The organism is Streptomyces sp. NPDC001927 (assembly GCF_053594455.1).
Genome location: NZ_JBSFEN010000018.1, coordinates 46281 through 70048, shown reverse-complemented (window position 1 = coordinate 70048; position 23768 = coordinate 46281). Strand labels below are relative to the sequence as shown.

The window sequence follows — 23768 nt, the reverse complement described above, 5'->3', positions numbered from 1 at the left end:
CCTGGCAGGCACGAGCCTGTTCAGGCGCCTTCTCGCGAGCGCGGTGTCCGGAGCACCCTGACGGGCTCAGCCCTCCAGCTCCGCGAGCGCCTGAGTCAGCCACTCCACCCAGAAGCGTTCCAGGTCGATCCCGCCCCGCAGGACGAGATGGCGCAGCCGGTCCGGTTCGGTCTCGCGGCGCGCGGGCGGGAAGTCCCGTACCTCGATCGCCCGGTACTCGTCCAACTGCCGCTGGTGCAGATCGAGATGGCGGCGCAACTCCTCGCGCATGCCCGGTGCCTCGACCACCGCCGCCGCCCGCATCCGCAGCAGAAGGGCGGAGCGCAGCGGCTTCGGGTCCTCGGTGCGGGCCACCCAGTCGGCCAGCTCCGTGCGGCCCGCGGGCAGCACTTCGTACTCCTTCTTCTGGCCGCGCGCCGGCACCGGAGCGGGCAGGGCGCGGATGTGCCCCGCCTGCTCCAGCTTGCCCAGCTCGCGATAGATCTGCTGGTGCGTGGCGGACCAGAAGTAGCCGATCGAGCGGTCGAAGCGGCGCGTCAGTTCCAGGCCGGAGGACGGCTTCTCGAGCAGCGCCGTGAGGATCGCGTGCGGGAGGGACATGCACGCATCCTAGGTTCGGACCGTCGACGCGATCACAGGGTGGCGGCGAGCCGCGTGCCCTGGTCGATCGCGCGCTTGGCGTCCAGTTCGGCGGCCACGTCCGCCCCACCGATGAGGTGCGGCGTACGGCCCGCCGCGACGAGCTCCTCGTACAGACCGCGGCGCGGCTCCTGGCCGGTGCACAGGACCACGGTGTCGACCGGGACGACCTGCGGCTCGCCGTCGACGGTGAGGTGCAGGCCCTCGTCGTCGATCCGCTCGTACGCCACGCCCGCGACCATCGTGACGCCCCGGTGCTTCATCTCCGCACGGTGGATCCAGCCGGTCGTCTTGCCGAGACCGGCGCCGACCTTGGAGGTCTTGCGCTGGAGCAGGTGCACCTGGCGCGGCGGCCGCGGCCGCTCGGGGGCGCGCAGCCCGCCCCGGCCCTCGTACGAGGTGTCGACACCCCACTGCTTGAAGTACGTCTCGGGGTCCTGGCTCGCGCCCTCGCCGCCGTCCGTGAGGTACTCGGCGACGTCGAAGCCGATGCCGCCCGCGCCCAGGATCGCGACGCGCTCGCCGACGGGCGCGCCGTCGCGCAGGACGTCGAGGTAGCTGACGACGCTCGGGTGGTCGACGCCCTCGATCTCCGGGGTGCGCGGCGTGACGCCGGTCGCGACGACGATCTCGTCGTACCCGTTCAAGTCACCGGCCGATACCGGGGTGTTCAGCCGGACCTCGACCCCGCGCGCGTCCAGCTGGACGCGGTAGTAGCGGAGCGTCTCGTCGAACTCCTCCTTGCCCGGTACGCGCTTGGCGACGTTCAGCTGGCCGCCGATCTCGTCCGCCGCGTCGAACAGGGTGACGGAGTGGCCGCGTTCGGCGGCGGAGACGGAGAAGGCGAGACCGGCCGGGCCCGCGCCGACGACGGCGATCCGCTTGGCGAGCCGGGTGGGGGAGAGAACCAGTTCGGTCTCGTGGCAGGCGCGCGGATTCACCAGACAGGAGGTGATCTTCAGGCTGAAGGTGTGGTCCAGGCAGGCCTGGTTGCAGCCGATGCAGGTGTTGATGGTGTCGGAGCGGTCCGCGGCGGCCTTGGCGACGAAGTCGGGGTCGGCCAGGAAGGGGCGGGCCATGGAGACGATGTCGGCGCGGCCCTCGGCGAGGATCCGCTCGGCGACCTCGGGGGTGTTGATGCGGTTGCTGGTGACGAGCGGGATGCTCACCGAGCCCATCAGCTTCTGGGTGACCCAGGTGTACGCGCCGCGCGGGACGGAGGTCGCGATGGTCGGGATCCGGGCCTCGTGCCAGCCGATGCCGGTGTTGATGATGGTCGCGCCGGCGGCCTCGATCTCCTTGGCGAGGGAGACGACCTCTTCCAGCGTCGAGCCGCCCGGCACCAGGTCAAGCATCGAGAGCCGGTAGATGACGATGAAGTCGTCGCCGACCTGCTCGCGGATCCGGCGGACGATCTCCAGCGGGAAGCGCACCCGGTTCGCGTAGCTGCCGCCCCAGCGGTCGGTGCGCTGGTTGGTGGCGGAGGCGATGAACTCGTTGATGAGGTAGCCCTCGGAGCCCATGACCTCGACGCCGTCGTACCCGGCCGCCTTGGCGAGCTCGGCGCAGCGGGCGTAGTCCTCGACCGTCCGCTCGACCTCGGCGTCGGTCAGCTCGTTGGGTACGAAGGGGCTGATCGGCGCCTGGATCGCACTCGGGGCGACGAGGCCGGGGTGGTACGCGTACCGGCCGAAGTGCAGGATCTGCATCGCGATCCGCCCGCCCTCGGCGTGCACGGCGTCGGTGATGAGCCGGTGCTCGGCGACCTCCTCGTCGGTGGTCAGCTTGGCGCCGCCGTCCCACGGCCGGCCGGCCTCGTTGGGCGCGATGCCGCCGGTCACGATGAGCCCGACGCCGCCGCGGGCGCGCTCGGCGTAGAAGGCGGCCATGCGCGCGAACCCGTTCTCGGTCTCTTCGAGACCGACGTGCATGGAACCCATGAGCACCCGGTTGGGCAGGGTGGTGAACCCGAGGTCGAGCGGGCTCAGCAGATGCGGGTACGGGTTCGGGGTCGGGGTCGCGTTCATGGGGGCGCCTCCTCGCGCAGGGTGGTCACCCTTGTTGTAGGCGACCCCGACCCTGTTATGCAACTAGTTGCAGAAGGCTGGCCACGTGATCTGCGCTACTACTCGGTAACCACCCTGCGCGATGACCGAGGCATTCGGAGCTCTCCTCGGTATCCGCTCCACTCGGTATCCGCTCTCCTCGGCATCCGCGTACCGGCCGGTATCCGCGCTACTCGGTCACTGCCGTCCCCGCCCACACCGCGAGCTCCTCCGCCGTGCGCGGACCGGGCGCGTCCGGGGCGAGCAGGCCGTGGGCGCGGAGGAGGCGGGTGACCGCCATGCCCCACGGGCGGCGCAGGCGGGCCGCGTCCAGGAGCGCGTCGTCGGCGAGCAGCGTCTCGATGGGGCCCGTCCGCAGGCCCTCCGGGGTGAGGACCGCGGCCTCGTCGGCCCAGCGCAGCGCCAGGTCGACGTCGTGGGTCGCCATCACCAGCGTCGTACCGGCGTCGCGCAGCCGGCCGAGCACCTCCAGGAGCCGCTCCTGCCCGTGCGGATCGAGCCCGGCGGTCGGCTCGTCCATGATGAGGACCCGGGGGCGCATCGCCACGGCGCCCGCGATCGCCGCCCGCTTCCGCTGCCCGTACGAGAGCAGATGCGTCGGCCGGTCCTCAAGGGCGACGATGTCCAGCGCCTCCAGGGCCTCGCGCACCCGGAGCCGTACCTCCTCCTCCGGCAGCCCCAGGTTCATCGGCCCGAACGACACGTCCTGCCCGACCGAGGCCGCGAAGAGCTGGTCGTCCGGGTCCTGGACCACCAGCTGCACGGTCGTCCGCAGCCGCGTCAGCCCCTTCCGGTCGTACGACACCTCCGTACCGTCGAGCCGGAGCGACCCGCCGCCGCAGCGCAGGCCGCCGCTCAGCAGCCGCAGCAGCGTCGTCTTGCCGCCGCCGTTGCGGCCGAGCAGCGCGAGCGCCCGGCCCTCCGGCACGGCGAAGTCGACGCTGTCGAGGACGACCGGGCCGTCCTCGTAGGCGAACGTGGCCTTCACCAGTTCCACGACAGGGGGTGCGGGGCTCACGGCAGGGACCTTTCCAGTACGAGAGTGAGGGCGACGAGCCCGGTGAGCAGGCCGGCCGTCGAGGCGAGGAAGCGGCCCGAGACCGCGGCCTCGGGCACCAGGACGCGCAGCGTCCCGTCGTAGCCTCGCCCGGCGAGCCCGGTCTGCAGCCGCTGCGCCCGGTCGAAGGCGCGGACGAACGCCGTCGCGCCGAGCCCGGCGAGCGAACGCCAGGTCGCCGCCCGGGTCGTCAGCCCGAGGCGGGCCGCCTGCGCCTGTCGGATCTTGGATAGGGAATCCAAAAGGAGAAAGCTGATCCGGTACATCACGAGCGCCACGTCCACCACGGGCGCCGGCACCCCGGCCCGTACAAGCCGGGGCAGCAGGTCCGAGACGGGCGTCGTGAAGGCGAACAGCAGGACGCCCAGGGACGCCGACGAGGTCCGCAGCAGCAGCTCACCGGCGCGGACCGGCCCGTCCTGCGCGAACACGACGAGCCCCCGCGCCCCGCCCACCTCGAACAGGAGCGGGATCGCCCCCGTCACACAGAAGCCCAGCGGGATGCGGAACGCGCGCCACAGCTGACGCCCCGGCACCCCCGCGGGACCGAGGAGGACGGCGAGGGTGGCCGCCGCGACCAGGACGGCACCCGGCCACGGCGGCAGACAGACCGCGCACAGTGTCAGGCCGAAGCCGAGGACGGCTTTCTCGCACGGGTGACGGCGGCGCCAGCGACTGCTGTGCGCCGCCGCGTCGATCGGCAGCACCGGCGGCGGTTACGCGTCGCCGGACACTGCCGAGCCGGACGCTGCCGCGCCGGACGCCGCCCCCGACCGCAGCGCCTTCGCCTCGGCGCGGGCCTCGCCCTGCTTACGGCCCCGGTGCACGCCGAAGTAGTACGCCAGCACACCGGCGCCGAGCGCGGCCTGCAGGGCGAACAGCGCCGACTCGATCTCGCCGGAGGCCGGCTCGTACAGCGGGCTGAACCACGGCTCGTAGTCGGGAGCGATCTCCGTGATCGCCGCCTCCGCCTCGGCGTCCGCGCCCGCGAACGGCTCCTCCTTGTGGTCGCCGAGGCCCAGGACCAGCGGGAGCACCGCAAGGGCCGCGACGACGAGCAGGAGCAGGGAGTTGATCTTCGCGTTCCGGCTCATCAGACGCTCGCCTCCGCGTTCTCGTTCTTCTTCCGGGACGGGAGCAGGACCCCGAGCCGGGTCAGGTCCGCCTTGCTGGACTGCGTGAGCAGCCGCATCACGAGGACCGTGAGCAGACCCTCGCTGACGGCGAGCGGCAGCTGCGTGACCGCGAAGATGGAACCGAACTTGGCCAGCGCCCCGACCACACCGCTGCCCGGGTCGGGGAAGGCCAGCGCGAGCTGGACGCTGGTCACGCAGTACGTCGACAGGTCCGCGACGAACGCTCCGAAGAACACGCTCACCATGAGCGGCACGTCGAACCGGCGCAGCAGCCAGTACGTACCGAATCCGGCCCACGGCCCGACGATCGCCATCGAGAACACGTTGGCGCCGAGCGTGGTGAGCCCGCCGTGCGCGAGCAGCAGCGCCTGGAACAACAGGGTGATCGTGCCCAGGACCGCCATCACCGGCGGACGGAACAGGATGGCGCCCAGGCCCGTACCGGTCGGGTGCGAGCAACTGCCCGTGACCGACGGGATCTTGAGCGCGGACAGGACGAACGTGAACGCGCCGGACGCGCCGAGCAGCAGAGTGGACTCGGGGTTGGCCTTGACCTCACGGGTCAGCGCGCGGACGCCGTGGACGACGAAGGGGGCGGACGCGACGCCCCAGGCGGCCGCGTGCAACGGGGGTAGATACCCCTCGGCTATATGCATGGTTGGGAGACCCTCTCCAGCACCTCGTGGATGGACAACGCACCTTGGCCGGTCTCCTGGCTGACGGGTCATGCCGCCGCGGCTCCGCCTTCCCACACCGCCGCGGTCTCCCGCGGTGGTCCAGTGGCTTCCCCGGAGGGATGGAGCCGGACTTCCCGATCACAGTGGCGAGGGCCGCACCGGTACCGCACCGGTTTCCCGTACACCAAGGCGCTGTGACATTAGTGGGTTGACCAGGTACATCACAACACGGGTACGCCCCGGGACGGTGTGCGACAGATCTCCGCGCGCCCCCTCACCCCCTCGTTCCCCTCGCTCACTCCTTCCGGTACGTGTACGCCTCAGCCGCCGCGGCCGTCACCGCGTCCAGGTCCCCGCCCGCGCTCGCGGTGACGAGCGCGGCGACGGCACCTTCGACGAAGGGCGCGTCGACGAGACGCGCTCCCTCCGGCAGCTCGTCCCCCTCGGCGAGGAGCGCCTTGACGGTCAGGACGGCGCTGCCGAGGTCGACGAGGAGGGCCACGCCGGCGCCCCCGTCGACCGCCTTCGCCGCCTCGACGATCCGCTCGGAGCTGGTGCCGAGGCCCCCGTCGGGGGTGCCTCCGGCGGCGGCGACCGGCGCGGTCGCCCCGCCGCCTGCGAGCCCCCGGGCCAGGGCGGCGACGGAGTCGGCCACGGCCGCGCTGTGCGAGACGAGCACGATGCCCACCTGACCGGTCATGCGGCGGCCACCTCCGCGAGCGCGGCGATCAGCAGCGCCGACGACGTCGCCCCGGGGTCCTGATGCCCGACCGACCGCTCGCCCAGATAGCTGGCCCGGCCCTTGCGCGCCCGCAGGGGTACGGTCGCGAGGGCGCCGGCCTCGGCCGCGTCCCGGGCGGCGGCGAAGGAGGTGCCGAGCGCCTCGGCGGCGGGCACGAGCGCGTCCAGCATCGTCTTGTCGCCGACCTGGGCCCCGCCGAGCTGACCGACGGCGGCGACCCCGGTGGCCAGCGCCGCCGCAAGGTCCTGCCGCGTCACCGTGCCGGCGTCGCCGAGCGCCTTGCCGGTACGGCGCAGGAGTGTCCCGTACAGCGGCCCGGACGCCCCGCCGACGGTGGAGATCAACTGCCGCCCGGCGAGGACGAGTACGGCCCCCGGCGTGGCGGGCGGCTCCTTGTCCAGCACCTCCGTGACGGCGGCGAAACCCCGCTTCAGATTGGCACCGTGGTCGGCGTCGCCGATCGCCGAGTCGAGCTCGGTGAGCCGGTCGGCCTCCCGGTGGACGGCGGCAGCGGCGGCGCCCAGCCACCGCCGGAAGAATTCGGCATCGAACTGTTCGAGCGAGTCCATTTCCACCCTCACCGACCCCACCGCAGGGCGGCCGTCTGAACGGGCGCGTCCCAGAGCCGCAGCAGCTCCTCGTCGGCCTCGCAGAGGGTCACGGAGCAGCCCGCCATGTCGAGCGAGGTCACGTAGTTGCCGACGAGCGTACGGGCGACGGGCACCCCGCGCTCGGCAAGGACGCGCTGCACCTCGGCGTTGAACCCGTACAGTTCGAGCAGCGGCGTGGCCCCCATCCCGTTCACCAGGGCGAGGACGGGACCGGACGGCCGCAGGTCCTCCAGCACGGCGTCGACAGCGAAGTCGGCGATCTCGCGCGAGGTCATCATCGCGCGCCGCTCCCGCCCGGGCTCGCCATGAATCCCGATGCCCAACTCCAGCTCACCCTCGGGCAGTTCAAAGGTAGGACTGCCCTTCGCGGGAGTAGTGCAGGCACTCAAGGCCACGCCGAAACTCCGGGACCGCTCGTTCACCCGCCGCGCGATCGCCTCGACCCGCTCCAGAGGCGCCCCCTCCTCGGCGGCGGCCCCGGCGATCTTCTCCACGAAGAGCGTCGCCCCGGTGCCGCGCCGCCCGGCGGTGTACAGACTGTCGGTCACGGCCACGTCGTCGTCGACGAGCACCTTCGCGATCTGGATGCCCTCGTCCTCGGCGAGCTCGGCGGCCATCTCGAAGTTGAGGACGTCACCGGTGTAGTTCTTGACGACGAACAACACCCCGGCCCCACTGTCGACCGCGGCGGCGGCCCGCACCATCTGATCGGGCACGGGCGAGGTGAACACCTCCCCAGGACACGCGGCCGCCAACATCCCGGGCCCCACAAACCCCCCATGCAACGGCTCATGCCCGGACCCACCCCCGGAAACCAGCCCCACCTTCCCGTCGACGGGCGCGTCCCGCCGCAGCACGACCCGGTTCTCCACATCGACACGGAGCTCAGGATGCGCGGCGGCCATTCCGCGCAGGGCATCGACGACGACGGTCTCCGGGACGTTGATCAGCATCCTCATGGGTTACCTCCTGGTGAGATGAGCAGGCGAGCCACTGAGCAGGGTTCTTGCAGGTCAGGTCATGTGAGGCGAGTTGTTGATCTCGGCGGTGCGGGGCGCTGAAGGGCGGTTCCGGGCGGTACTGATGCTGACTCCACGCTGACTTTGCTGGTGAAGCGTCAGGTTCGTGTGGTGCGAATGAGCTTTGCGAATGCGCATCATGGCGCAATTATCGACCCGAGGTCGTGGGTACGCACCGGTGCGTCATCGGTTGGATGCGGGTGGTTCCGGTGCCACGCTGATTGCGGGCTTCGAGGAATCACGGGACCGCGCAGTATTGCGCGTCGGACGGAGCGTAGACGGGACTGTGGACCCGGCCAGCCTCGCGCCTGTGACTCCATCACTGTGCCCTCCACGTGCGATGACTGCGCGGTGAGGGTGACCGTTCCGACCTGTGGGTGCTGAAGGTCTTGTGCGCGGGCTTACGGCCGGTGACTTCGTAGCGTTCCCATAGTCCCGCGAAGTCGGGGCTCCTCAGGAGGAGTTCGCCGACGAGGTTGGTCAAGTCGGAGGCGTCTGGGGTGTCGGGGGTGGTGCCGGCGACGGAGCACAGGCGGGCGACGCATGCGGTGATCTGACGGCCCCAGTCGGGGAAGAGCTGACGGGCGACGGGGTGGAGGAAGAGGCAGCGGGCCAGGTTGCGCTGTTGACCGGCCATTCGTCCAGGCCGGCGCATTCCGCCCCCGCGTCCGCGGCGCCAGCGTGATGGTGGTCGACTGGTGCGCTGTCCTCTGGCCCACGCATAGATTGGACCGGTTAGGGCGAGGCATGAAGGGGAGCGCATGACGCAATCGTTGGAGATCACGTCGATCGGGACCGTGGTCGGGGGGCGGGTCGAGCCCACGGACGACCACTGGGGAGGGCAGGCGATCATCCGTCTGCACCCGGACTTCCAGGAGATGGGACCGAGGGGCGACGTACGCGAACCGAGCTGGCCGGCGGAGATGCTCGCGGACTACTGGCGCTCAAGGGGACTCGCGTGACGGATCCGCAGCGCAAGCCGTTCCTGTACGTCGTCGTCTGTGCCGCCGGGATCGCCGACGAGGTCGGCAAGCTGATCACGGTGGCACAGGAGCGAAACTGGGACGTCGGCGTCATCGCCACTCCACATGCCCTGCCCTTCCTCGACGTCCCTGCGATCGAGACGCAGACCGGCTTCGGGATCCGTTCTGCCTGGAGGGCGCCGGGTGACGATCGGCCCCTGCCGCCGGCGGACGCCATCGTGGCCGCCCCCGCGACCTTCAACACGGTCAACAAGTGGGCCGCGGGCTTCGCCGACAACCTCGCGCTGGCCCTCCTGTGCGAGGCGTACGGAATGGGCATCCCCACCGCTGTCCTGCCGTACGCGAACTCCGCCCTGGCGGAGCACCCGGCGTACCGGCGAAGCATCTCCGAACTTCGTGAGATGGGGGTCTCGATCGGTAGCTACGACCCGCACCGCCCAGAGGCAGGAGGCGGTGGCTTCCGCTGGGAGGAAGCGATCGAACTGCTGGCACCGCACATCCGGTCGAGGCGATGAGCTGAGCTGCTACCCGCGAAGGCCGCCGACGAAGGTCGGCCAGGGTGCCCGGTCCCGCGGTGGTTCAGGCCGGCGGAGCCCATGTCGCCGTGACGGGCAGCCCGATCAGCAGCGAGGATGGTCTCGCTGCGGATCGGGCGCAGTCCTGCGCGGTCGGAGTCGCTGCCTGCGACACGGCTTTGGCGCGCAGGCCCCATTCACGACAACGGCAAGGTGGACAGGGTGTCCCAGCAAGTTCAAGCAGTGATCGCACCGGGCAAGAACGAGCCTGTCAGGGTGGAGACGATCATCGTTCCGGACCCCGGCCCCGGCGAGGCGGTGGTGAAGATCCAGGCGTGCGGGGTGTGCCACACCGATCTCCACTACAAGCAGGGCGGCATCAACGACGACTTCCCGTTCCTGCTCGGCCACGAAGCCGCGGGCGTCGTGGAGTCCATCGGTGAGGGCGTCACCGACATCGCCGCTGGGGACTTCGTGATTCTCAACTGGCGTGCGGTGTGCGGCCAGTGCCGCGCCTGTCTGCGCGGGCGCCCCTGGTACTGCTTCGACACGCACAACGCCAAGCGGAAGATGACCCTGCTGGACGGCACCGAGCTCGCTCCGGCTCTGGGTATCGGTGCCTTCGCCGAGAAGACCCTTGTGGCCGCGGGCCAGTGCACCAAGGTCGACGCCGGGGTCTCCCCGGCCGTCGCCGGTCTTCTCGGCTGCGGTGTGATGGCGGGTATCGGCGCCGCCATCAACACCGGCCAGGTCGGCCGAGGCGACTCCGTCGCGGTCATCGGCTGCGGTGGCGTCGGGGACGCGGCGATCGCAGGGGCTCGGCTGGCGGGCGCGGCGAAGATCATCGCGGTGGACATCGAGGACCGCAAGCTGGAGATGGCCAAGACGATGGGCGCCACTCACACCGTCAACTCCCGCTCCACGGATCCCGTCGAGGCGATTCGCGCCCTCACCGGCGGCCATGGTGCCGATGTCGTCATCGAGGCGGTCGGCCGCCCCGAGACGTATCAGCAGGCGTTCTACGCCCGCGATCTGGCCGGCACGGTCGTTCTGGTCGGTGTTCCCACCCCGGACATGAAGCTGGACCTTCCGCTCCTGGACGTCTTCGGCCGCGGCGGCGCGCTGAAGTCCTCCTGGTACGGCGACTGCCTCCCTTCCCGTGACTTCCCGATGCTCATCGACCTGCACCAGCAGGGCCGCCTCGACCTCGCGTCCTTCGTCAGCGAGACCATCGGCCTCGGCGACATCGAGCAGGCGTTCAACCGGATGCACGAGGGCGACGTCCTGCGCTCGGTGGTGGTCTTCTGATGGGGACCCGCATCGACCGACTCGTCACCTCCGGCACCTTCGCCCTCGACGGTGGTGAGTGGAAGGTCGACAACAACGTCTGGATCGTCGGCGACGACACCGAGGCCATCGTCATCGACGCCGCCCACGACGCCGACGCCATCGAGGCCGCACTCGGCGGACGTACGCTGCGTGCGATCATCTCCACCCACGCGCACAACGACCATGTCGACAACGCCCCGACCCTGGCCGACGCCACCGCCGCGCCGATCCTGTTGCACCGCGACGACCTGCCGCTGTGGCAGCAGACCCACCCGGACCGGCTTCCCGACGACCACCTCGACGACGGTCAGATGCTGGAGATCGCCGGAGTCGCCCTCCAGGTCCTGCACACGCCCGGTCACACCCCCGGCTCGGTCTGCCTGTACGCCCCGGCGCTGAACACCGTCTTCACCGGCGACACCCTCTTCCAAGGCGGGCCAGGCGCCACCGGACGATCCTTCTCCCACTTCCCGACCATCATCGACTCCATCCGGCACAAGCTGCTCACCCTCCCGCCGGCCGTCGTCGTACGCACCGGTCACGGTGAATCCACCACCATCGGCGCGGAGAGCCCGCACCTGGACGACTGGATCGCCCGCGGTCACTGACGGCGCAGCCGCCCGCTGTACCAAGGGCCGGGCCTGCGGATCCCATCCTTGCGGTTCACCCGCGCATGACCGCCCTCTCCCCGCCGCGCACACATCCAGCGGGGAGGGGGCGGCCGGCTCTCCCGCCGCAAGGCCGGCGGCTTCTCCGGCCACGGCATCCCCCGGGCATCGTCTCCGTCAGCGCGGCGCGCGTCCCTGACCTGCTCACGTCCCGGGACGTGAGCGGTGCGCCATGTAGAGCACGGAGCTGCCACGGCGCCGTCAGTGTCGCCTCGATCCGGCTCCGGCTCCGGCTCCGTTCGTGATCCCCGACCGGCTCGCTGGGTCTCTGGCCGGTCTAGACCTCTGCTTCTCGCCTGGGTGCGGCTCGTCTCGGGGCCGAGCGTGGCGAGTAACCCCATTTCAGGGCACGCCTGTTGACGCGGCCGGCGTCGAGCGCGGGTCGGGTTCTGGGTGGCGGTTGGCCCGGGCGTATGGTGGGCCGCCCCTGTCGTCCGCATGGCGCAGGCCAGCGGCGAAGGGAGTCGCGTCGTTGACGGGCTGGCCCGGCGCCGGCTACCTACCAGACGGGGCTGGGGGCTTCTGCGGGTGTGCCGAGGTCCGGGGTGTCGCCGATCTCGATGGTGCTGCCAGGGGTGTGGAGTGCGAGGACGATGAGGGTGTTGGCTCCCGCCTGCCACAGGGGCCGCGGCGCGTACAGGGTCTTCTGCGGATCCCGCTCCCAATACCGGCCCCAGGGCGCAGCCGTTGAGCCAGACCATTCCCTTGGTCCAGCCGGGCAGTTCGACGAATCCGTCGGCGGGTTGGTCCACGTGCACGACGGCGCGATGGAACGCGGTGCCATCTGTGACGGGGGCGGGGGAGAAGATGAGGGCGGTGAGGTCGTCGAGCGGAAGGGGACGGACTTCCCAGCCGAACCGGTACTGGTTGTCCGGGCGGAGTCCGTCGCGGATGCCCTTGCGGTCGGCGAGCAGCGCACCGTAGTTGATTAGGCAGCCGAGACCGACGAGCAAGGAGCGTGTGAGGCGTCGGAGCCTCAGCCCCGTGTGCCCCTGCCTTCTCCCCTGCGTTGCAAGAGGGGCGTGAACGGCGCGCGCAGGTGTCACGACGATGTGGGAGTGCACTTGTTCATCCTGAATGCTTCCCCCGCCTCGCAGCGGAGGCTCGCTTCTCGGCCATGGGTGGAGTGCGGTGTAGGGACCGGGACTCGTACCGCGTAACACTCAGCGCTGGCGCCACGTATGAAACGGCGCACATGCACAGGAGGAACGGGAGCCATGGAGCGATTGTCCGCATCGGAAGAAGTAGGCCAGCCGGCCCGCGTCGAAGCGCCCAACGGCGGCTGGTCCGGGAATTCCTGAGCCCCTGGGGCCCCTTCTCGTCCAGCCCCAGGGAGTCGATCCGCCCGCCGTGATGACCGGTGCGGTACTCGCCGGCCAGGAAGCGGATGCCGAGCATCGCCTCCATGTTGGCCTCGATCAGCCGCTGCAGTTCGACCTCCACCCCCACGGCCGCCCCCGGCACCTCCGTCGCCTGCCCGCCCCTCACCCTGAAGACCTTCAAGTTGCTCATGTAGCCCCTCTGCCGCGTCCCCGGCCGTGTCACGCATCAATCGACCTGGGGCAGGTCCTATTCCGGCGGGGCCGGTGTACGCCACAGAGAAGGGGATATCGACTGACGCAACCCTCTCGTCTTCGGGACGGGCGAGAAGACTTGCCAGCATTACGGGCCTTGGGCCGCGGTCTACGAGCGGCGTCGCCGCTGGTCGGCGGACGGCACCTGGAACCGGGGCCTGCAAGCCGTCCCGAAAAGGTGTCGCTGGAGACAGCCGAGTTGGCGCCTCCCTACGCCGGCCACATCTGAAAGGTGTATCGCTCCGTTCCCTCATGGCGGGCCACAAGCGTGGTCGAGCCTGCCTCGTCGGCCATGAGGCGGGCTGCGTTTCGACCGGAGAACGAAATGCGCGACCGGTACAGCCCTTTCGGGACAGGAATGTCCCAGGCACCCCGAGTGCGTTCTGAGATGACCAATAGTCCGGTAGGAATCTCCATCTGCATTTCCTGATAGCCCTCACAGTCGTCGAGGAGGGCTGGTTCTGCCGTCCAGGTCTCGATCACCAGTTCCACTTTGAATCTGGTCTGGGCGCAGACGACGCAAACTTCCCGCCCGTTTCCTGCGGCTCCCCGAGCGCGCGCGGGTTTAATCAGGCCATCATCGCGAACGTCGAAGTCTGCATCGTATAGATCGAATCCTCCGTAATCGGGCATTACGAGGGTCCGGTATGTGCTCAGGCGCTGTGCCATCGCTCGCCTCCGACGGGACTGTGGGAGCATTGCCGTGGCGGTCCGGGACGTCTCCGTACCGGACCGCCACTAACGACTAGAGGATGCTAGCTGATTGCAGTGATCGAGCTCCAGCCGCCGGTTCCAACGATTGCCGATGGTCCATTCACGGGATTTCCATCGGAATCTCTGGCACCGCGGTAGAAGAGGAGCTTGCCGTCGTTGGTCGTGGCCCACAGATCGGGCAGGCCGTTGTTGTCGACGTCGTCTCCGGAGGCTATGAGCGGGCGGTTGGACAGGGACCAGCCGGCATTGCCGAATGGCGTGCGGTTGCCGAATGTATTCGCTGCTCCTCGATAGCGCCACAGCTTGCCGTCGGAGGTGTCGCGGGCCAGGAGGTCGGCAGTCTTGCTGCCGGTGGTGTCTCCGGCGGCAGTCAGAGTGTAGGAACTCCAGCCGCCGCCGACTCTTGTGGCTGGTTTGACGCCTGGTTTCTTGGCGGGGTCGCCGGCATAGAGCCACAGGTTTCCGTTGTAGTTGGCGACCAGGTCCGGGTGGGCGTCTCCGGTCAGGTCGCCCACCGATACGAGTTGGGCTGTGTTGGGGAGGGCGTTGCCGAGCACGCCGTTGAGTCCGGTGGATGATCCGATGGTTCCGTCACCGCGGCCAGGGTAGATCCGGATTTCGCCTCCCACGCGGGCGACGATGTCCTCGTTCCCGTCCCCGGTCCAGTCGCCACGGTGGCTGATCGACGCTCCGCTCCAGCCGCCGCTTCCGATGGTCAGGCGGGAGGCGAGAGTTCCGTCGCCGCGGCCTGGGTAGACGTACAGCTTTCCAGCGGAGTCAACAGCGATCAGGTCTGCCTTGCCATCGCCGTTCAAGTCGTTCGAGCGAGGCTGCTGTGGGCTGGGGTCTGGCTCGTGCGGCGGGGGGAGTGAGGGGTCGCCGTCGACTGCCACGTAGAAAGCATCGTTGTCGAGGACTCGATTGAGGGTGTAGAACTGCGTGTTGAGTTCCCTGCCGACTTTCTGGTTGTCGTCTGCGTCTATCAGTCGAGCCGAGTAGCGCCTATCTCCCTTTGCGGCCCCTTCATAGGTGGAGGCAAATGGGTATTCGTCGCAGTTTAGTTTGGTCCCGTCGTAGGGGCCCCACACGTCCGTGCATGTTCCGTTGGCCGCCTCACGGTTTTTGTCGACGGTGTCCTTGTCAAGGACTCGGTGGAGCGGCTCATTTTTGCCGGGAATGACCTTCGGGAAGGTGGCCGGGAAGGTGCGTTCCGGGTGGTGGAGTGCGTCATAGATATGCCGCGCTGTCTCCCAGCCCAGAGGGTCGTCCAGGCGCGGACGGAAAGTCATTCGCGCCTCGGTGAAAACCGTTCCCTTGTACTTTCCGGCGACTGGACCGGCGTAGTCGAAGCGGAAGTTGGAGCGGAAGGCATCTACGTCCTGGAAAGTTATTGATGAACTTGGCGACGAGACGCTGAGTGACGCCAGCGTGAGGGCGTTGACACGCTGTTGGTTTCCTTGACTGTATAGAGGACCCTTGTCGGGTGATGTGTATCTCAGATTCCACTGAGGCTGGGTGTGCCACTCTCCGAGAAGGCCGTCCCGGTCATTCTGCTGGGGTCCGGTGACTTTCGGGTCGGGGTCGCTGTTGGAGGGGTCTATCGAGTCCGAGAACTGTTGGTGGATCCGCCACTTGGTGGCATCTTCGTCGCCGTCAGTTTGGACTCGGATGTCTTCGATGCTGGTGACGAAGTCGACTCGCCGGTCTCCGTCGTAGGCGAACCCGAGGATCCATGCGTCGAACCACAGCCTGCCGATTACATCCTCGCCATCGGTGCTGCGCAGTACGAGGTCGTAGGGGCGGTGCATGCAGGTTTCGAATCTGCTTTTGATCCAGCCTGTCGTGCTCTTGGCGGCAGCTGCGTTTCCCTCCCGGGCACAGTCCGTCCGCAGGTCGCCGTCGTCAGCAGCGGCAGTAACGTTTCGCTTGGCCTTGGCGGTGTCGGGCTCGCTGCGGCTGTGCTGATAGTCGGTCTGGTCGAGTCGAACCAGCACAAGACCTGGACTGCCATGGAGTTCGACCGACTCCGCGAGCAGATCGCGGATTCGCCGGTCGGCTCGCGTCTGTTGGTCCTGGACAGCTGCTACAGCGGGGCAGCGCTCGACACCCTCTCAGCCGGTCTGAGTAGTGCGTCACGGATCGAGGGCACCTACGTGATGACGTCCTCCAACGCCACCAACGCGTCACGCGCCCCGCAGGGCGACCGCTTCACTACATTTTCCGGTGAGATCATCCGTTCACTGACCGACGGAATCCAGGGCGGTCCGCGGGTGATCGACACGGACACACTGTTCCGTCATGTGCGGGCCAGTTGCGAAGAGCAAGGCTGGCCCGTGCCATCGCGACAGATCGGCCGGGACGGAGACCGCGTAGAACTCATGAGCAACAGGTGGGGGCAGCCATGACCGAAGTTCGACTCCGCATCGTCACGGAGACCGGGGCGAAGGTTCCGGACGGTCTTCGGATCTTTCTCTCCCGGGACCCGGAGCTTCGCGGCATCGGCCGGGCCAGGTGGGCCTCGACAGCGCCGAAGGAAGGCCAGCTCGGGGACACCCTCGACATCCTGACGTTGGTGGTGACCGGCACTCTCGCCCTCCCGTCGGCAATCGAGGCAGTCAAGCGATGGTGCGGATCCCGTGGCATGGCGGAAGGCGTCGAAATTCGCTTGGGATCGCAGAGGATCACCGTCAACGGGACGGAAGACCCTGCGGAAATCCGGCGCATGGCGGACCTATTGAAGGCGGCATACCCCGAGAGCGGACCTGGTGAGGCGGAGTAGTCCGGGTCCCTCGCCGCAAGGTCATCTGCTAGCCAAACACGGCTCCGCTGGCCGACGGGTTGACGAACACGGCCAGGTAGCGGAACTCCCCGCCTGATCCGCCCTGCTCGGAGTACGCGTTCCAGCTGAGGCGGTATGCAGCTTTCAGAATGCACGTGTTCGGCTCGTATGCGCCCTTCGCCCAAAGCCGGGTTCCGGCGAGCTCGACCCCTGTGTGGAGCCTGAATTCGTGATCACGAGTGGGGCGGTGGTCGGGACCTGGTGGTGTCCACAACGCCGGTTCATTGGTCAGCATGAGAGCAAGGCCGTTCTGCTCAGTTTGACTGCAGAAGCGCTCCAGCCTGGCTATGTCGCGGACGAAGTGCAGGCGGGCGAGGTCCGTGGCCGCATGCGCTTGCAGGGCGTAGGTCTCGGCCGGAACGCCCGTCACGCCTTTCCATCGGCGGGTGAAGTACTTGAACTCGACGCAGGTACGGGCCTTCGGCCCGATGCAGAGCAAGTCTAGGTACTCGCTCTTGCCTGATCGCCGCTGGGGGACCTCGAGTCTGGACTCCACCTCCGGCGCCAGCTCCCAAAGCACCCTCGCGAAACTGTGCTGGAGGTCGGCCTCGGAGTGGAAGACCGGTCTGCGGTGTCGCAGATTCTCCATGACCTCATGGAGCGAAGCCCGTCCTGCAATGGTCTGTGAGCTGTCCAGAGGTCTCGTGGTCACTAGTGCATTCAAGTGGCTACCCGGCAGACTCTCAACCCAAGGATCCCCTTCGGATTCGCGGGAAGGGTCGAGTGTGCTCCGCATCCGCGGGACAGCTCGGCGCGTCTCAGGCTGATGACCTCTACGAACTGGTCGCGGGGGCTGTGCCTCTGGTGAGTCAGAGGAACTGCGATGATCGGCAGAGCCCGCGTCGAAGATTCCTGACACATCTCAGGGTCGACAGGCGCGCATTTCAGGGTTGTCTCAGGGTGCCACCCTCAAGCCTTCACCTTCGGCCGAGACGAAGGAGGGGACCAGTTGACGACCCCCGCTGCTCCTTGCGGTGGGGGTCGTCGGCACGAGCTCTGATCCTGACCTCCTATTCGGTGCGCAGGGCCGTGGCCGTTCGGGCCCTGGCGGCCCAGCCGGCGGGTAGGAGCGCACCCAGGACGGCGATGAGCAGGCCGCCGAGTGCGAGCGGGAGCAGTTCGACTCCTTGGTAGACGGCGATGACGGAATCGGGGAGACGGAGCCCGACGCTGTCGCCCATCGCGGGGATGACCCAGCCGTGCAGGGCTACGCCGAGCGGCACGCCCAGAACGCCCGCGACCAGTCCGGTCAGGGCGACCGAGGTGAGGACCATGGAGATGGTCTGCCGGGGAGTCATGCCGAGCGCCTTGTGCACACCGATCTCCCGGACTCGCTCGCGGGTGTCGAGCAACACTCCGTTGAGGACGCCGAGCGCGGCGACGGCGACGAGCATCAGCGTGAGGATCGCGGAGAGTGCGTTGAGCGTGACGACCATGTCGCCGCCTGCGTCGAGCCCGCCGGCACGGGCACTGACCCCCAGCGGTGCCAGCTTTCTGTTCAGCTCGTCTACGTAGGCGGTGACGTCGGTGCCTGACGTGACCGCGATGTGATGGCTCGTTTCCGTCAGTTCGGGATGGGCGGCCGTGAGGGTCGAGGCGTCGGTGAAGACCTGCATGCCGTCGTTGCGGGGGTCGAGGATCTCGCCGACGATCCGGACCGCGACCGGCTCGGCCAGGCCGTCCAGGGTGACGGTGTCGCCGATGCGGGTGCCGGTGGCGGCGAGGAAGGGGGTCGGGACCACGGCTTCGCCGGGCTTGGCGATCCAGCGGCCCGAGACCATCGTGTAGCCGCCCCAGGAAGCGTCGCCGGTGAAGGCGATCACGTCGACGGTGCCGGTCAGGCCGGACACGGCCGCCCGTACCGTAGCGGCGCTGTAGTGTTTTCCGGTTCCGGCGGCGGCCTCGATGGACGCGGTGACCGCAGCGGGATCGGCCTTGGGCTGCTTGTCGGGACCGAGACCCGGGCCAGGGCCTTGGGGTCCGAAGTCCGGCAAGGGCGCGGGCACGACGACATCGGCGGCGTCGTGGGCCTTGGCCTTCATCACCTCGCCGAGCGAGGCGCTCATTCCTACGGTGAACGTGACGGCGATGGCGCCGAAAAGGATCGCCGTGCCCATGGCCAGCGCGCGGGCCGGCCGTGCGAACGGTCGGGTCAGACCCAAGGCGACCGGCTGTGGCAACGGTAGCCGCCTGGCCAGGCGGGCCGCCCACCGGCCGCGCCCCGCCAAAGCGGTGCGCCCGACTGCGAGCGCGTCGACCGTACGCAATCGGCCGGCCCGCCACGCACTCGCCCACGCGCTCGCCGCCACCAGGCCGAGCACCCCGGCGATCACCGCCAGGTCGACCCAGGGGGCGATGGCCAGGGACGAGGTGCCGTAGACCTCCTGGGTCTCGGCCAGTACGGGGACGGCGAGCAGGTGACCGGCGAGGACGCCGAGGGCCGTGCCGACCCCGGCCGGGATCAGCGCCTGGCCGACGTAGGCGCGTACGACCTGGGGCGGGGTGAAGCCGATGGCCTTGAGAATGCCGATGCGGCGCGTCCCCATGCCGACCGCCGATGCGACGACGTTGCCGACGATGAGTACCGACATGATCATGCCGAGGGCACCGAACGCGGTGAGGAACGGGACGTAGACGGCGGTGTCGCGCTCGGCGGCCTTCTTGACGGTGAGCCACGACTGTTCGCCGACGGCCGTTCCCGGCGGCAGGGATTGGATCACGGCCTGGCCGCCCGCGGCGATCTGCGCGGCGGTGCCCGCGTCGGTGAAGCGGTAGAGCATCTGGTAGCCGCCGCTGCCGGGCGCGGTGAGCGCGGGCATCTGGGACGGAACCACCCAGGCGTCGGCGGTCCGCGTGACCGACCGGGCCACGCCGACCACCGTCAGTGTCGGACCGCCGGACAGACTGGGGAAGTCGATCTTCATGCCCATGGTCGGGATGAGGGAGGCGTCCGCGGACAGCACGATCTCACCGGAGTGCGTGGGCCACCGCCCGTCGAGCAGTGCCACCTCGTCCACGTCCCGGCCGGGATCGCCCCGACCGACGACGGTCATCGGCCACCCCGGGGTGGCCGAGTCCGGCCGCGGGATGACCGTCGCCGTACGGAAGGGCCCCGCCGCGCTGCTCACCCCTTCGGCGTCCTTGGACTTCGACAACTGCCCGGCACTCACCTCACTCGCGTCGAACTGCACGGACAGATGCGCGCCTTGCTGCCGGGTGAAGGCGTCGTCGAAGGGCGCGCCGGAGACGACGAGCAGCGAGCCGCCGAGGACGGAGGCGGCCACCGCCATCATCGTGGCGAGCCCGATCACCAGCGTCTGCACCCGGCGTCGTCCCACGCCAGAGCGCACCACCTTGCCGAGCGCGCTCATCGGACGGCCTCCGAGGAGTCGGCGTGCGACTGGATGCCCTCGGTGATCCGGCCGTCGGCGATCCGGACCGTACGGTTCGTGCAGGACCGGGCCCAAGCCAGGTCGTGGGTGACTACGACGATCGTCTGGCCCTCGGCATGGAGATCGGCGAGCAGCCTGCTGACGTCCTCTCCAGCAGCCGTGTCCAGGGCCCCGGTCGGTTCGTCGGCGAGGAGCAGCGCCGGTCGGTTCATCAACGCGCGGGCCACCGCGACGCGTTGCCGCTCGCCGCCGGACAGCCGTCCCGGGTAGGCGCGGGCGTGCCGGTCGATGCCGAGGACCTCCAGGAGTTCCGCCGCCCGACGGTCGGCCTCGCCACGGGCCACACCCGCGAGCCGCGCGGGCAGGACGACGTTGTCGGCCACGGTCAGATCGTCGAGCAGGTTGAAGAACTGGAAGACCATGCCGATCTTCGACCGCCGGTAGCGCGCCGATCCGGCTTCGCCCAGCTGGTCCACCCGTACCCCGTCCACGGTGACGGTCCCCGTATCCGGCCGGTCCAGGCCTGCGATCAGATTCAGCAGCGTGGACTTGCCGCTGCCGGAAGGGCCGAGGATCGCGATGGCCTCGCCGGGCCGCACGGTCAGCGATGCCTCGTGCAGAGCGGGCGGGCCGTCGTCGTATCGGCGGCTCACTCCGCGCAGTTCGATCACCGGCATGGTCATGGGAGGCTCCTTGGGCACGGGCAGTTGGCTGCGTGAACGCTAGGAGCGGCCCCGGCCCGCACGCGTCGCCCGCCCGAACCCCTTGCGGTACCGCGCTGGGACGAGCCCCGGAATCGTCATCCTTCCGATGTAGGCGAGTGATGTATCCGGTGCCGTGCGAAATGACCACCGGGACGGATTCCGCGGATCCGCGCGGCGGCGACAATGAACCGGTGATGGACGTACGTACGACGCTGGAGCGGCTGCGTGAAGTCGCCCGCCGGACGGTCCGCGACGCCAGGCTTCCGAGCGGTCCACCGCTGCGGCCCACCCGGCGCGCCTGGCAGTTCGACGCGCTGGTGGCACTGGCACTCGGAATCGCCACGGTCTACTACGGCATCGACAATGTCGACAACGTCGTTGTGCGTGAGATCGCACCCGGCGTGCAGCACGTCGTGCCGCGCCCGTCCGGTGCTGGTGGCCTGGCCCTCATGGTGACCCTCGCGGCCACCGCCTCGTGTGCCCTCGCGCTGCGTCGCCGCTACCCGCTCGCCGTGCTGTGCGTCGTGACGGCCGCGACTCTGGCGACACCGCACAGCGTCATGCGGCTCACCTTCTACGCGTTCGTCATCGCCGTCTACAGCGCCGCCGTCTACAGCCCGTACCGGGTGGCCACCCTGGCGGCGCTGCCGGTGTCGGTCGTCCTGGTCGGCACCTCGGGGAACTCGGTGACACCGATCGTCCCCAACGAGTACATCGCCCTGCTGATCCTGGCCCCGATGGCCGTGGCCGCCGTCGGCCTGCGTACCTGGAAGCTCCGCACCGACGAGGGCCGCACCCGACTGTCCGCCCTGGAACGCGAACAGGCCGAGGCCCTGCGCCGGGCCGTGGAGCACGAGCGGGCCAGGATCGCCCGCGAACTGCACGACGTCGTCACCCACAACGTCAGCGTGATGATCATCCAGGCGGGCGCCGCCCGCAAGATCATGAAGACCTCTCCCGAGCAGGCCGGCGAGGCACTGCTCGCCGTCGAGGCGGGCGGACGGGCAGCCATGACCGAGCTGCGCCACGTCATGGGCCTGCTCACGATGGCTGACGAGGGCGAGGGGACGGACGGAGATGCGGACCTGGCCGACACGGCGGGGGAGTTGGCCCCGCAACCCGGCCTGGACCAGCTGGAGGCGCTGGTCGGACGGGTCCGGGACGCCGGGCTGCCCGTCGACCTGACCGTGACCGGTCCGCCCCGTCCCCTCCCGCCAGGCCTCGAACTCGCCGCCTACCGGGTCGTCCAGGAAGCCCTGACCAACACCGTGAAGCACGCGTCCGGCGCCACCGCCGCAGTGACCGTCGCATACGGCCCTGAGCGGCTCCTGGTGGAAGTCACCGACACCGGTGGACGCCCGGGCGCGGGCACGCCCGCCGGAAACGGCCGGGGCCTGATCGGACTGCGCGAGCGCCTCGCCGTCTACGACGGAACCCTGAACACCGGCCGACGCCTGTCCGGCGGCTACCGTGTGGAAGCGCTGATCCCCCTGGAGGCATCGTGACCGAGCCGCTGCGTGTGCTCCTCGCCGACGACCAGACCCTGGTCCGCACCGGATTCCGGATGATCCTCAGCGCCGACGGCATCGATGTCGTCGCCGAGGCGACCAACGGAACCGAAGCCGTCGAAGCGGTCCGCCGCACCCGGCCCGATGTGGTTCTGATGGACATCCGGATGCCCGAGATGGACGGCCTGGAGGCAACCCGCCGCATCCTCACCGGAGCCCCCGGCGATCCTCGCGTCATCATCCTGACCACCTTCGACCTCGACCGCTACGTCTACGCGGCACTGTCCGCGGGTGCCAGCGGCTTCCTCCTCAAGGACGTCACCCCCGAGTACCTGGCCGCGGCCGTCCGCACCGTCCGTACCGGCGACGCTCTCCTGGCGCCGGCCATCACCCGCCGCCTCGTGCAGCGGTTCGCCCAGCGCGGCAGCGACACCGCCGCCCTCCACCGCGACCTCGCCTCGCTCACCCCGCGCGAACTGGAGGTCCTCGGCCTGCTGGCCCGAGGACTGAGCAACGCCGAACTCGCCACCCGCCTCCACTTGGCCGAGGCGACGGTCAAGACCCACGTCGCCCGCATCCTCGCCAAGCTCGGACTCCGTGACCGTGTCCAGGCCGTCATCGTCGCCTACGAGACGGGGCTGGTCAGCGCCGGAGATCGCGAGGCCGCCCAGCAGGCCGCAGAGCAGACGTAGTTCAGTACGGTTCGATCGAAGGTCGCCCCGGACGAACTCACGGGGTGAGTGGCGAGCGAAGCGCCCCCTGGGGCAAGACGCCTCGGGAACGGTGCTGGCATCGTACGAGTCATGAGAACAGCAGGCGCGACACCGGAACCGGAATCCTCAACCCGGAGTGGCCTCATGTCTCTGGGTGAGGTGGCGTGCCGGTATCGGGCGGATGAGGTCCGCCCGGAGGACCTGCCGATGATTGCTGCCGAGGCACTCGCGTCCGGCCTTGACACCCCGACGTTGTGCGAGCTCGCCGGTTTGCCTCGCAACGCGGATGCCCGCGATATCCGCGACGCGTTCGAGCAAGCGCTCTCCGAGGCGGGAATCGAGTTGCCTGATCCGGGCCTGGCACGGCGTCACGGGCTGCGTCGGCTGGCGGCGAGGCTGATTCGTGGGGAAATCGCTCCCGCTGATCTGGCGACAGATGACTGGTGGGAGACGGAGCCCGAAGCCGTTGAGGAGCGATCGTTCGTATCGCTGATCCCGCCATGCGGGTGCTGCATCGAGTACTCGTTGGGGCTTGACCAACGGACGTGGACGGCCGAGCTACGGATCGCCGCGCTCGCCCTGACATCGTCTCCGGCGATCGGCCCTGGCTGCTGACTCTGCCTCTTCTCGTCTATGCCGAAGACGAGGGCGGGCGGCGGGGCCGCGTGGTCTCACCTGGAACGGCCCCCCGTGACGTTCAAGAAGCAGTACGGCAACGACTGCGAGCTGCACGCACGGACCGGCGCCAACTTCGAGTTCTAGAGGCAACGCACCGGGCGGGGTGCTTCGCATATGCCGAAGGTTCTTTCATGCACGACCCTGTTGCCCACCCGGGGCGCGGTGGCAGGGTGTGCGCACGCGGTCCTCGCAGACCACCCCCGG

The 23768-nt window shown here is 69.4% G+C and carries 25 protein-coding genes, 2 pseudogenes and 1 riboswitch; of the genes and pseudogenes, 10 read left to right on the top strand and 17 right to left on the bottom strand.

All coding sequences use genetic code 11. The annotated features are described in order from the left end of the window. Nucleotides 1-66: 66 nt before the first annotated feature. The 10 genes and pseudogenes from ACWCO8_RS36255 to ACWCO8_RS36210 all read right to left on the bottom strand — a co-directional run. The gene (locus tag ACWCO8_RS36255) at nt 67-600 is read right to left on the bottom strand and encodes a PadR family transcriptional regulator (RefSeq protein ID WP_451035779.1); all 534 of its coding nucleotides are present in this window, start codon (nt 598-600) and stop codon (nt 67-69) included. A gap of 32 nt (nt 601-632) precedes the next feature. Then, nucleotides 633-2666, bottom strand: a complete 2034-nt coding sequence (locus tag ACWCO8_RS36250) for an oxidoreductase (RefSeq protein WP_451035778.1) — start codon at nt 2664-2666, stop codon at nt 633-635. A 208-nt stretch (nt 2667-2874) separates the two neighbouring features. Then, the gene (locus ACWCO8_RS36245; protein ID WP_451035777.1) at nt 2875-3723 is read right to left on the bottom strand and encodes an ATP-binding cassette domain-containing protein; all 849 of its coding nucleotides are present in this window, start codon (nt 3721-3723) and stop codon (nt 2875-2877) included. After that, the gene (cbiQ, locus tag ACWCO8_RS36240; protein ID WP_451035776.1) at nt 3720-4469 is read right to left on the bottom strand and encodes a cobalt ECF transporter T component CbiQ; all 750 of its coding nucleotides are present in this window, start codon (nt 4467-4469) and stop codon (nt 3720-3722) included. The genes ACWCO8_RS36245 and cbiQ overlap by 4 nt, the downstream gene beginning before the upstream one ends. Before the next feature lie 9 nt (nt 4470-4478). After that, nucleotides 4479-4856 carry an energy-coupling factor ABC transporter substrate-binding protein gene (locus tag ACWCO8_RS36235; protein ID WP_451035775.1) on the bottom strand — a complete coding sequence of 126 codons (378 nt, stop codon included), beginning with the start codon at nt 4854-4856 and terminating at the stop codon, nt 4479-4481. Next, nucleotides 4856-5554, bottom strand: a complete 699-nt coding sequence (locus ACWCO8_RS36230; RefSeq protein WP_451035774.1) for an energy-coupling factor ABC transporter permease — start codon at nt 5552-5554, stop codon at nt 4856-4858. Before ACWCO8_RS36230 ends, ACWCO8_RS36235 begins: the two co-directional genes overlap by 1 nt. A 29-nt stretch (nt 5555-5583) precedes the next feature. Continuing rightward, nucleotides 5584-5779: riboswitch (cobalamin riboswitch) on the bottom strand. Between the two features lie 91 nt (nt 5780-5870). Next, a complete protein-coding gene (locus tag ACWCO8_RS36225; RefSeq protein ID WP_393486632.1) occupies nt 5871-6275 on the bottom strand; it encodes a PTS-dependent dihydroxyacetone kinase phosphotransferase subunit DhaM in 405 nt (134 codons plus the stop codon). After that, nucleotides 6272-6886 (bottom strand): dihydroxyacetone kinase subunit DhaL, encoded by a 615-nt coding sequence (gene dhaL, locus ACWCO8_RS36220; protein WP_451035773.1) that lies wholly within the window; start codon nt 6884-6886, stop codon nt 6272-6274. The genes ACWCO8_RS36225 and dhaL overlap by 4 nt, the downstream gene beginning before the upstream one ends. 8 nt (nt 6887-6894) lie before the next feature. After that, nucleotides 6895-7887, bottom strand: a complete 993-nt coding sequence (dhaK, locus tag ACWCO8_RS36215; protein WP_451035772.1) for a dihydroxyacetone kinase subunit DhaK — start codon at nt 7885-7887, stop codon at nt 6895-6897. Between the two features lie 383 nt (nt 7888-8270). Further along, nucleotides 8271-8598, bottom strand: a pseudogene (locus tag ACWCO8_RS36210) (MmyB family transcriptional regulator); the annotation flags it as partial. Between the two features lie 110 nt (nt 8599-8708). Between ACWCO8_RS36210 and ACWCO8_RS36205 the strand changes: the two are divergent. The 4 genes from ACWCO8_RS36205 to ACWCO8_RS36190 all read left to right on the top strand — a co-directional run bounded on the left by ACWCO8_RS36205 (nt 8709) and on the right by ACWCO8_RS36190 (nt 11382). Beyond that, the gene (locus ACWCO8_RS36205; RefSeq protein ID WP_451035771.1) at nt 8709-8909 is read left to right on the top strand and encodes a hypothetical protein; all 201 of its coding nucleotides are present in this window, start codon (nt 8709-8711) and stop codon (nt 8907-8909) included. Then, a complete protein-coding gene (locus ACWCO8_RS36200; protein ID WP_451035770.1) occupies nt 8906-9445 on the top strand; it encodes a flavoprotein in 540 nt (179 codons plus the stop codon). Before ACWCO8_RS36205 ends, ACWCO8_RS36200 begins: the two co-directional genes overlap by 4 nt. Before the next feature lie 222 nt (nt 9446-9667). Then, the gene (locus ACWCO8_RS36195) at nt 9668-10753 is read left to right on the top strand and encodes an S-(hydroxymethyl)mycothiol dehydrogenase (protein WP_451035769.1); all 1086 of its coding nucleotides are present in this window, start codon (nt 9668-9670) and stop codon (nt 10751-10753) included. After that, entirely contained in the window at nt 10753-11382 is a 630-nt protein-coding gene (locus ACWCO8_RS36190; protein ID WP_451035768.1) for an MBL fold metallo-hydrolase, read from the top strand. Before ACWCO8_RS36195 ends, ACWCO8_RS36190 begins: the two co-directional genes overlap by 1 nt. Here ACWCO8_RS36190 and ACWCO8_RS36185 read toward each other — a convergent pair. The 4 genes and pseudogenes from ACWCO8_RS36185 to ACWCO8_RS36170 all read right to left on the bottom strand — a co-directional run bounded on the left by ACWCO8_RS36185 (nt 11376) and on the right by ACWCO8_RS36170 (nt 15724). Next, on the bottom strand, nt 11376-12194 hold the full coding sequence (locus tag ACWCO8_RS36185; protein ID WP_451035795.1) for a hypothetical protein: 819 nt from the start codon (nt 12192-12194) through the stop codon (nt 11376-11378). The genes ACWCO8_RS36190 and ACWCO8_RS36185 overlap by 7 nt on opposite strands. Nucleotides 12195-12753: 559 nt before the next feature. Next, nucleotides 12754-12891: pseudogene (locus tag ACWCO8_RS36180) on the bottom strand (DUF5655 domain-containing protein); the annotation flags it as partial. A 335-nt stretch (nt 12892-13226) separates the two neighbouring features. After that, the gene (locus ACWCO8_RS36175; protein ID WP_451035767.1) at nt 13227-13685 is read right to left on the bottom strand and encodes a hypothetical protein; all 459 of its coding nucleotides are present in this window, start codon (nt 13683-13685) and stop codon (nt 13227-13229) included. A gap of 86 nt (nt 13686-13771) precedes the next feature. Continuing rightward, nucleotides 13772-15724: an FG-GAP-like repeat-containing protein gene (locus ACWCO8_RS36170; RefSeq protein WP_451035766.1), complete on the bottom strand. Its 1953-nt coding sequence runs from the start codon at nt 15722-15724 to the stop codon at nt 13772-13774. 15 nt (nt 15725-15739) lie between these two features. Here ACWCO8_RS36170 and ACWCO8_RS36165 point away from each other — a divergent pair, with 15 nt between their 5' ends. Together ACWCO8_RS36165 and ACWCO8_RS36160 are read left to right on the top strand one after the other, a co-directional pair. Further along, a complete protein-coding gene (locus ACWCO8_RS36165; protein ID WP_451035765.1) occupies nt 15740-16135 on the top strand; it encodes a hypothetical protein in 396 nt (131 codons plus the stop codon). After that, nucleotides 16132-16509 carry an effector-associated constant component EACC1 gene (locus ACWCO8_RS36160; protein WP_451035764.1) on the top strand — a complete coding sequence of 126 codons (378 nt, stop codon included), beginning with the start codon at nt 16132-16134 and terminating at the stop codon, nt 16507-16509. The genes ACWCO8_RS36165 and ACWCO8_RS36160 overlap by 4 nt, the downstream gene beginning before the upstream one ends. A 28-nt stretch (nt 16510-16537) precedes the next feature. Here ACWCO8_RS36160 and ACWCO8_RS36155 read toward each other — a convergent pair whose 3' ends face one another. The 3 genes from ACWCO8_RS36155 to ACWCO8_RS36145 form a co-directional block, all read right to left on the bottom strand. Further along, a complete protein-coding gene (locus ACWCO8_RS36155) occupies nt 16538-17158 on the bottom strand; it encodes a hypothetical protein (protein WP_451035763.1) in 621 nt (206 codons plus the stop codon). 421 nt (nt 17159-17579) lie between these two features. Further along, on the bottom strand, nt 17580-19940 hold the full coding sequence (locus ACWCO8_RS36150) for an FtsX-like permease family protein (RefSeq protein ID WP_451035762.1): 2361 nt from the start codon (nt 19938-19940) through the stop codon (nt 17580-17582). Continuing rightward, on the bottom strand, nt 19937-20644 hold the full coding sequence (locus ACWCO8_RS36145; RefSeq protein WP_451035761.1) for an ABC transporter ATP-binding protein: 708 nt from the start codon (nt 20642-20644) through the stop codon (nt 19937-19939). The genes ACWCO8_RS36150 and ACWCO8_RS36145 overlap by 4 nt, the downstream gene beginning before the upstream one ends. Nucleotides 20645-20859: 215 nt before the next feature. Between ACWCO8_RS36145 and ACWCO8_RS36140 the strand changes: the two genes are divergently transcribed. From ACWCO8_RS36140 to ACWCO8_RS36125, 4 genes are all read left to right on the top strand, one after another. After that, the gene (locus ACWCO8_RS36140) at nt 20860-22170 is read left to right on the top strand and encodes a sensor histidine kinase (protein WP_451035760.1); all 1311 of its coding nucleotides are present in this window, start codon (nt 20860-20862) and stop codon (nt 22168-22170) included. Beyond that, nucleotides 22167-22865: a response regulator gene (locus ACWCO8_RS36135; RefSeq protein WP_451035759.1), complete on the top strand. Its 699-nt coding sequence runs from the start codon at nt 22167-22169 to the stop codon at nt 22863-22865. Before ACWCO8_RS36140 ends, ACWCO8_RS36135 begins: the two co-directional genes overlap by 4 nt. 165 nt (nt 22866-23030) lie before the next feature. Continuing rightward, on the top strand, nt 23031-23501 hold the full coding sequence (locus ACWCO8_RS36130; RefSeq protein WP_451035758.1) for a hypothetical protein: 471 nt from the start codon (nt 23031-23033) through the stop codon (nt 23499-23501). A gap of 18 nt (nt 23502-23519) precedes the next feature. Continuing rightward, complete coding sequence (locus tag ACWCO8_RS36125) at nt 23520-23648, top strand: hypothetical protein (protein WP_451035757.1); 129 nt, start codon at nt 23520-23522, stop codon at nt 23646-23648. Nucleotides 23649-23768: the final 120 nt, after the last annotated feature.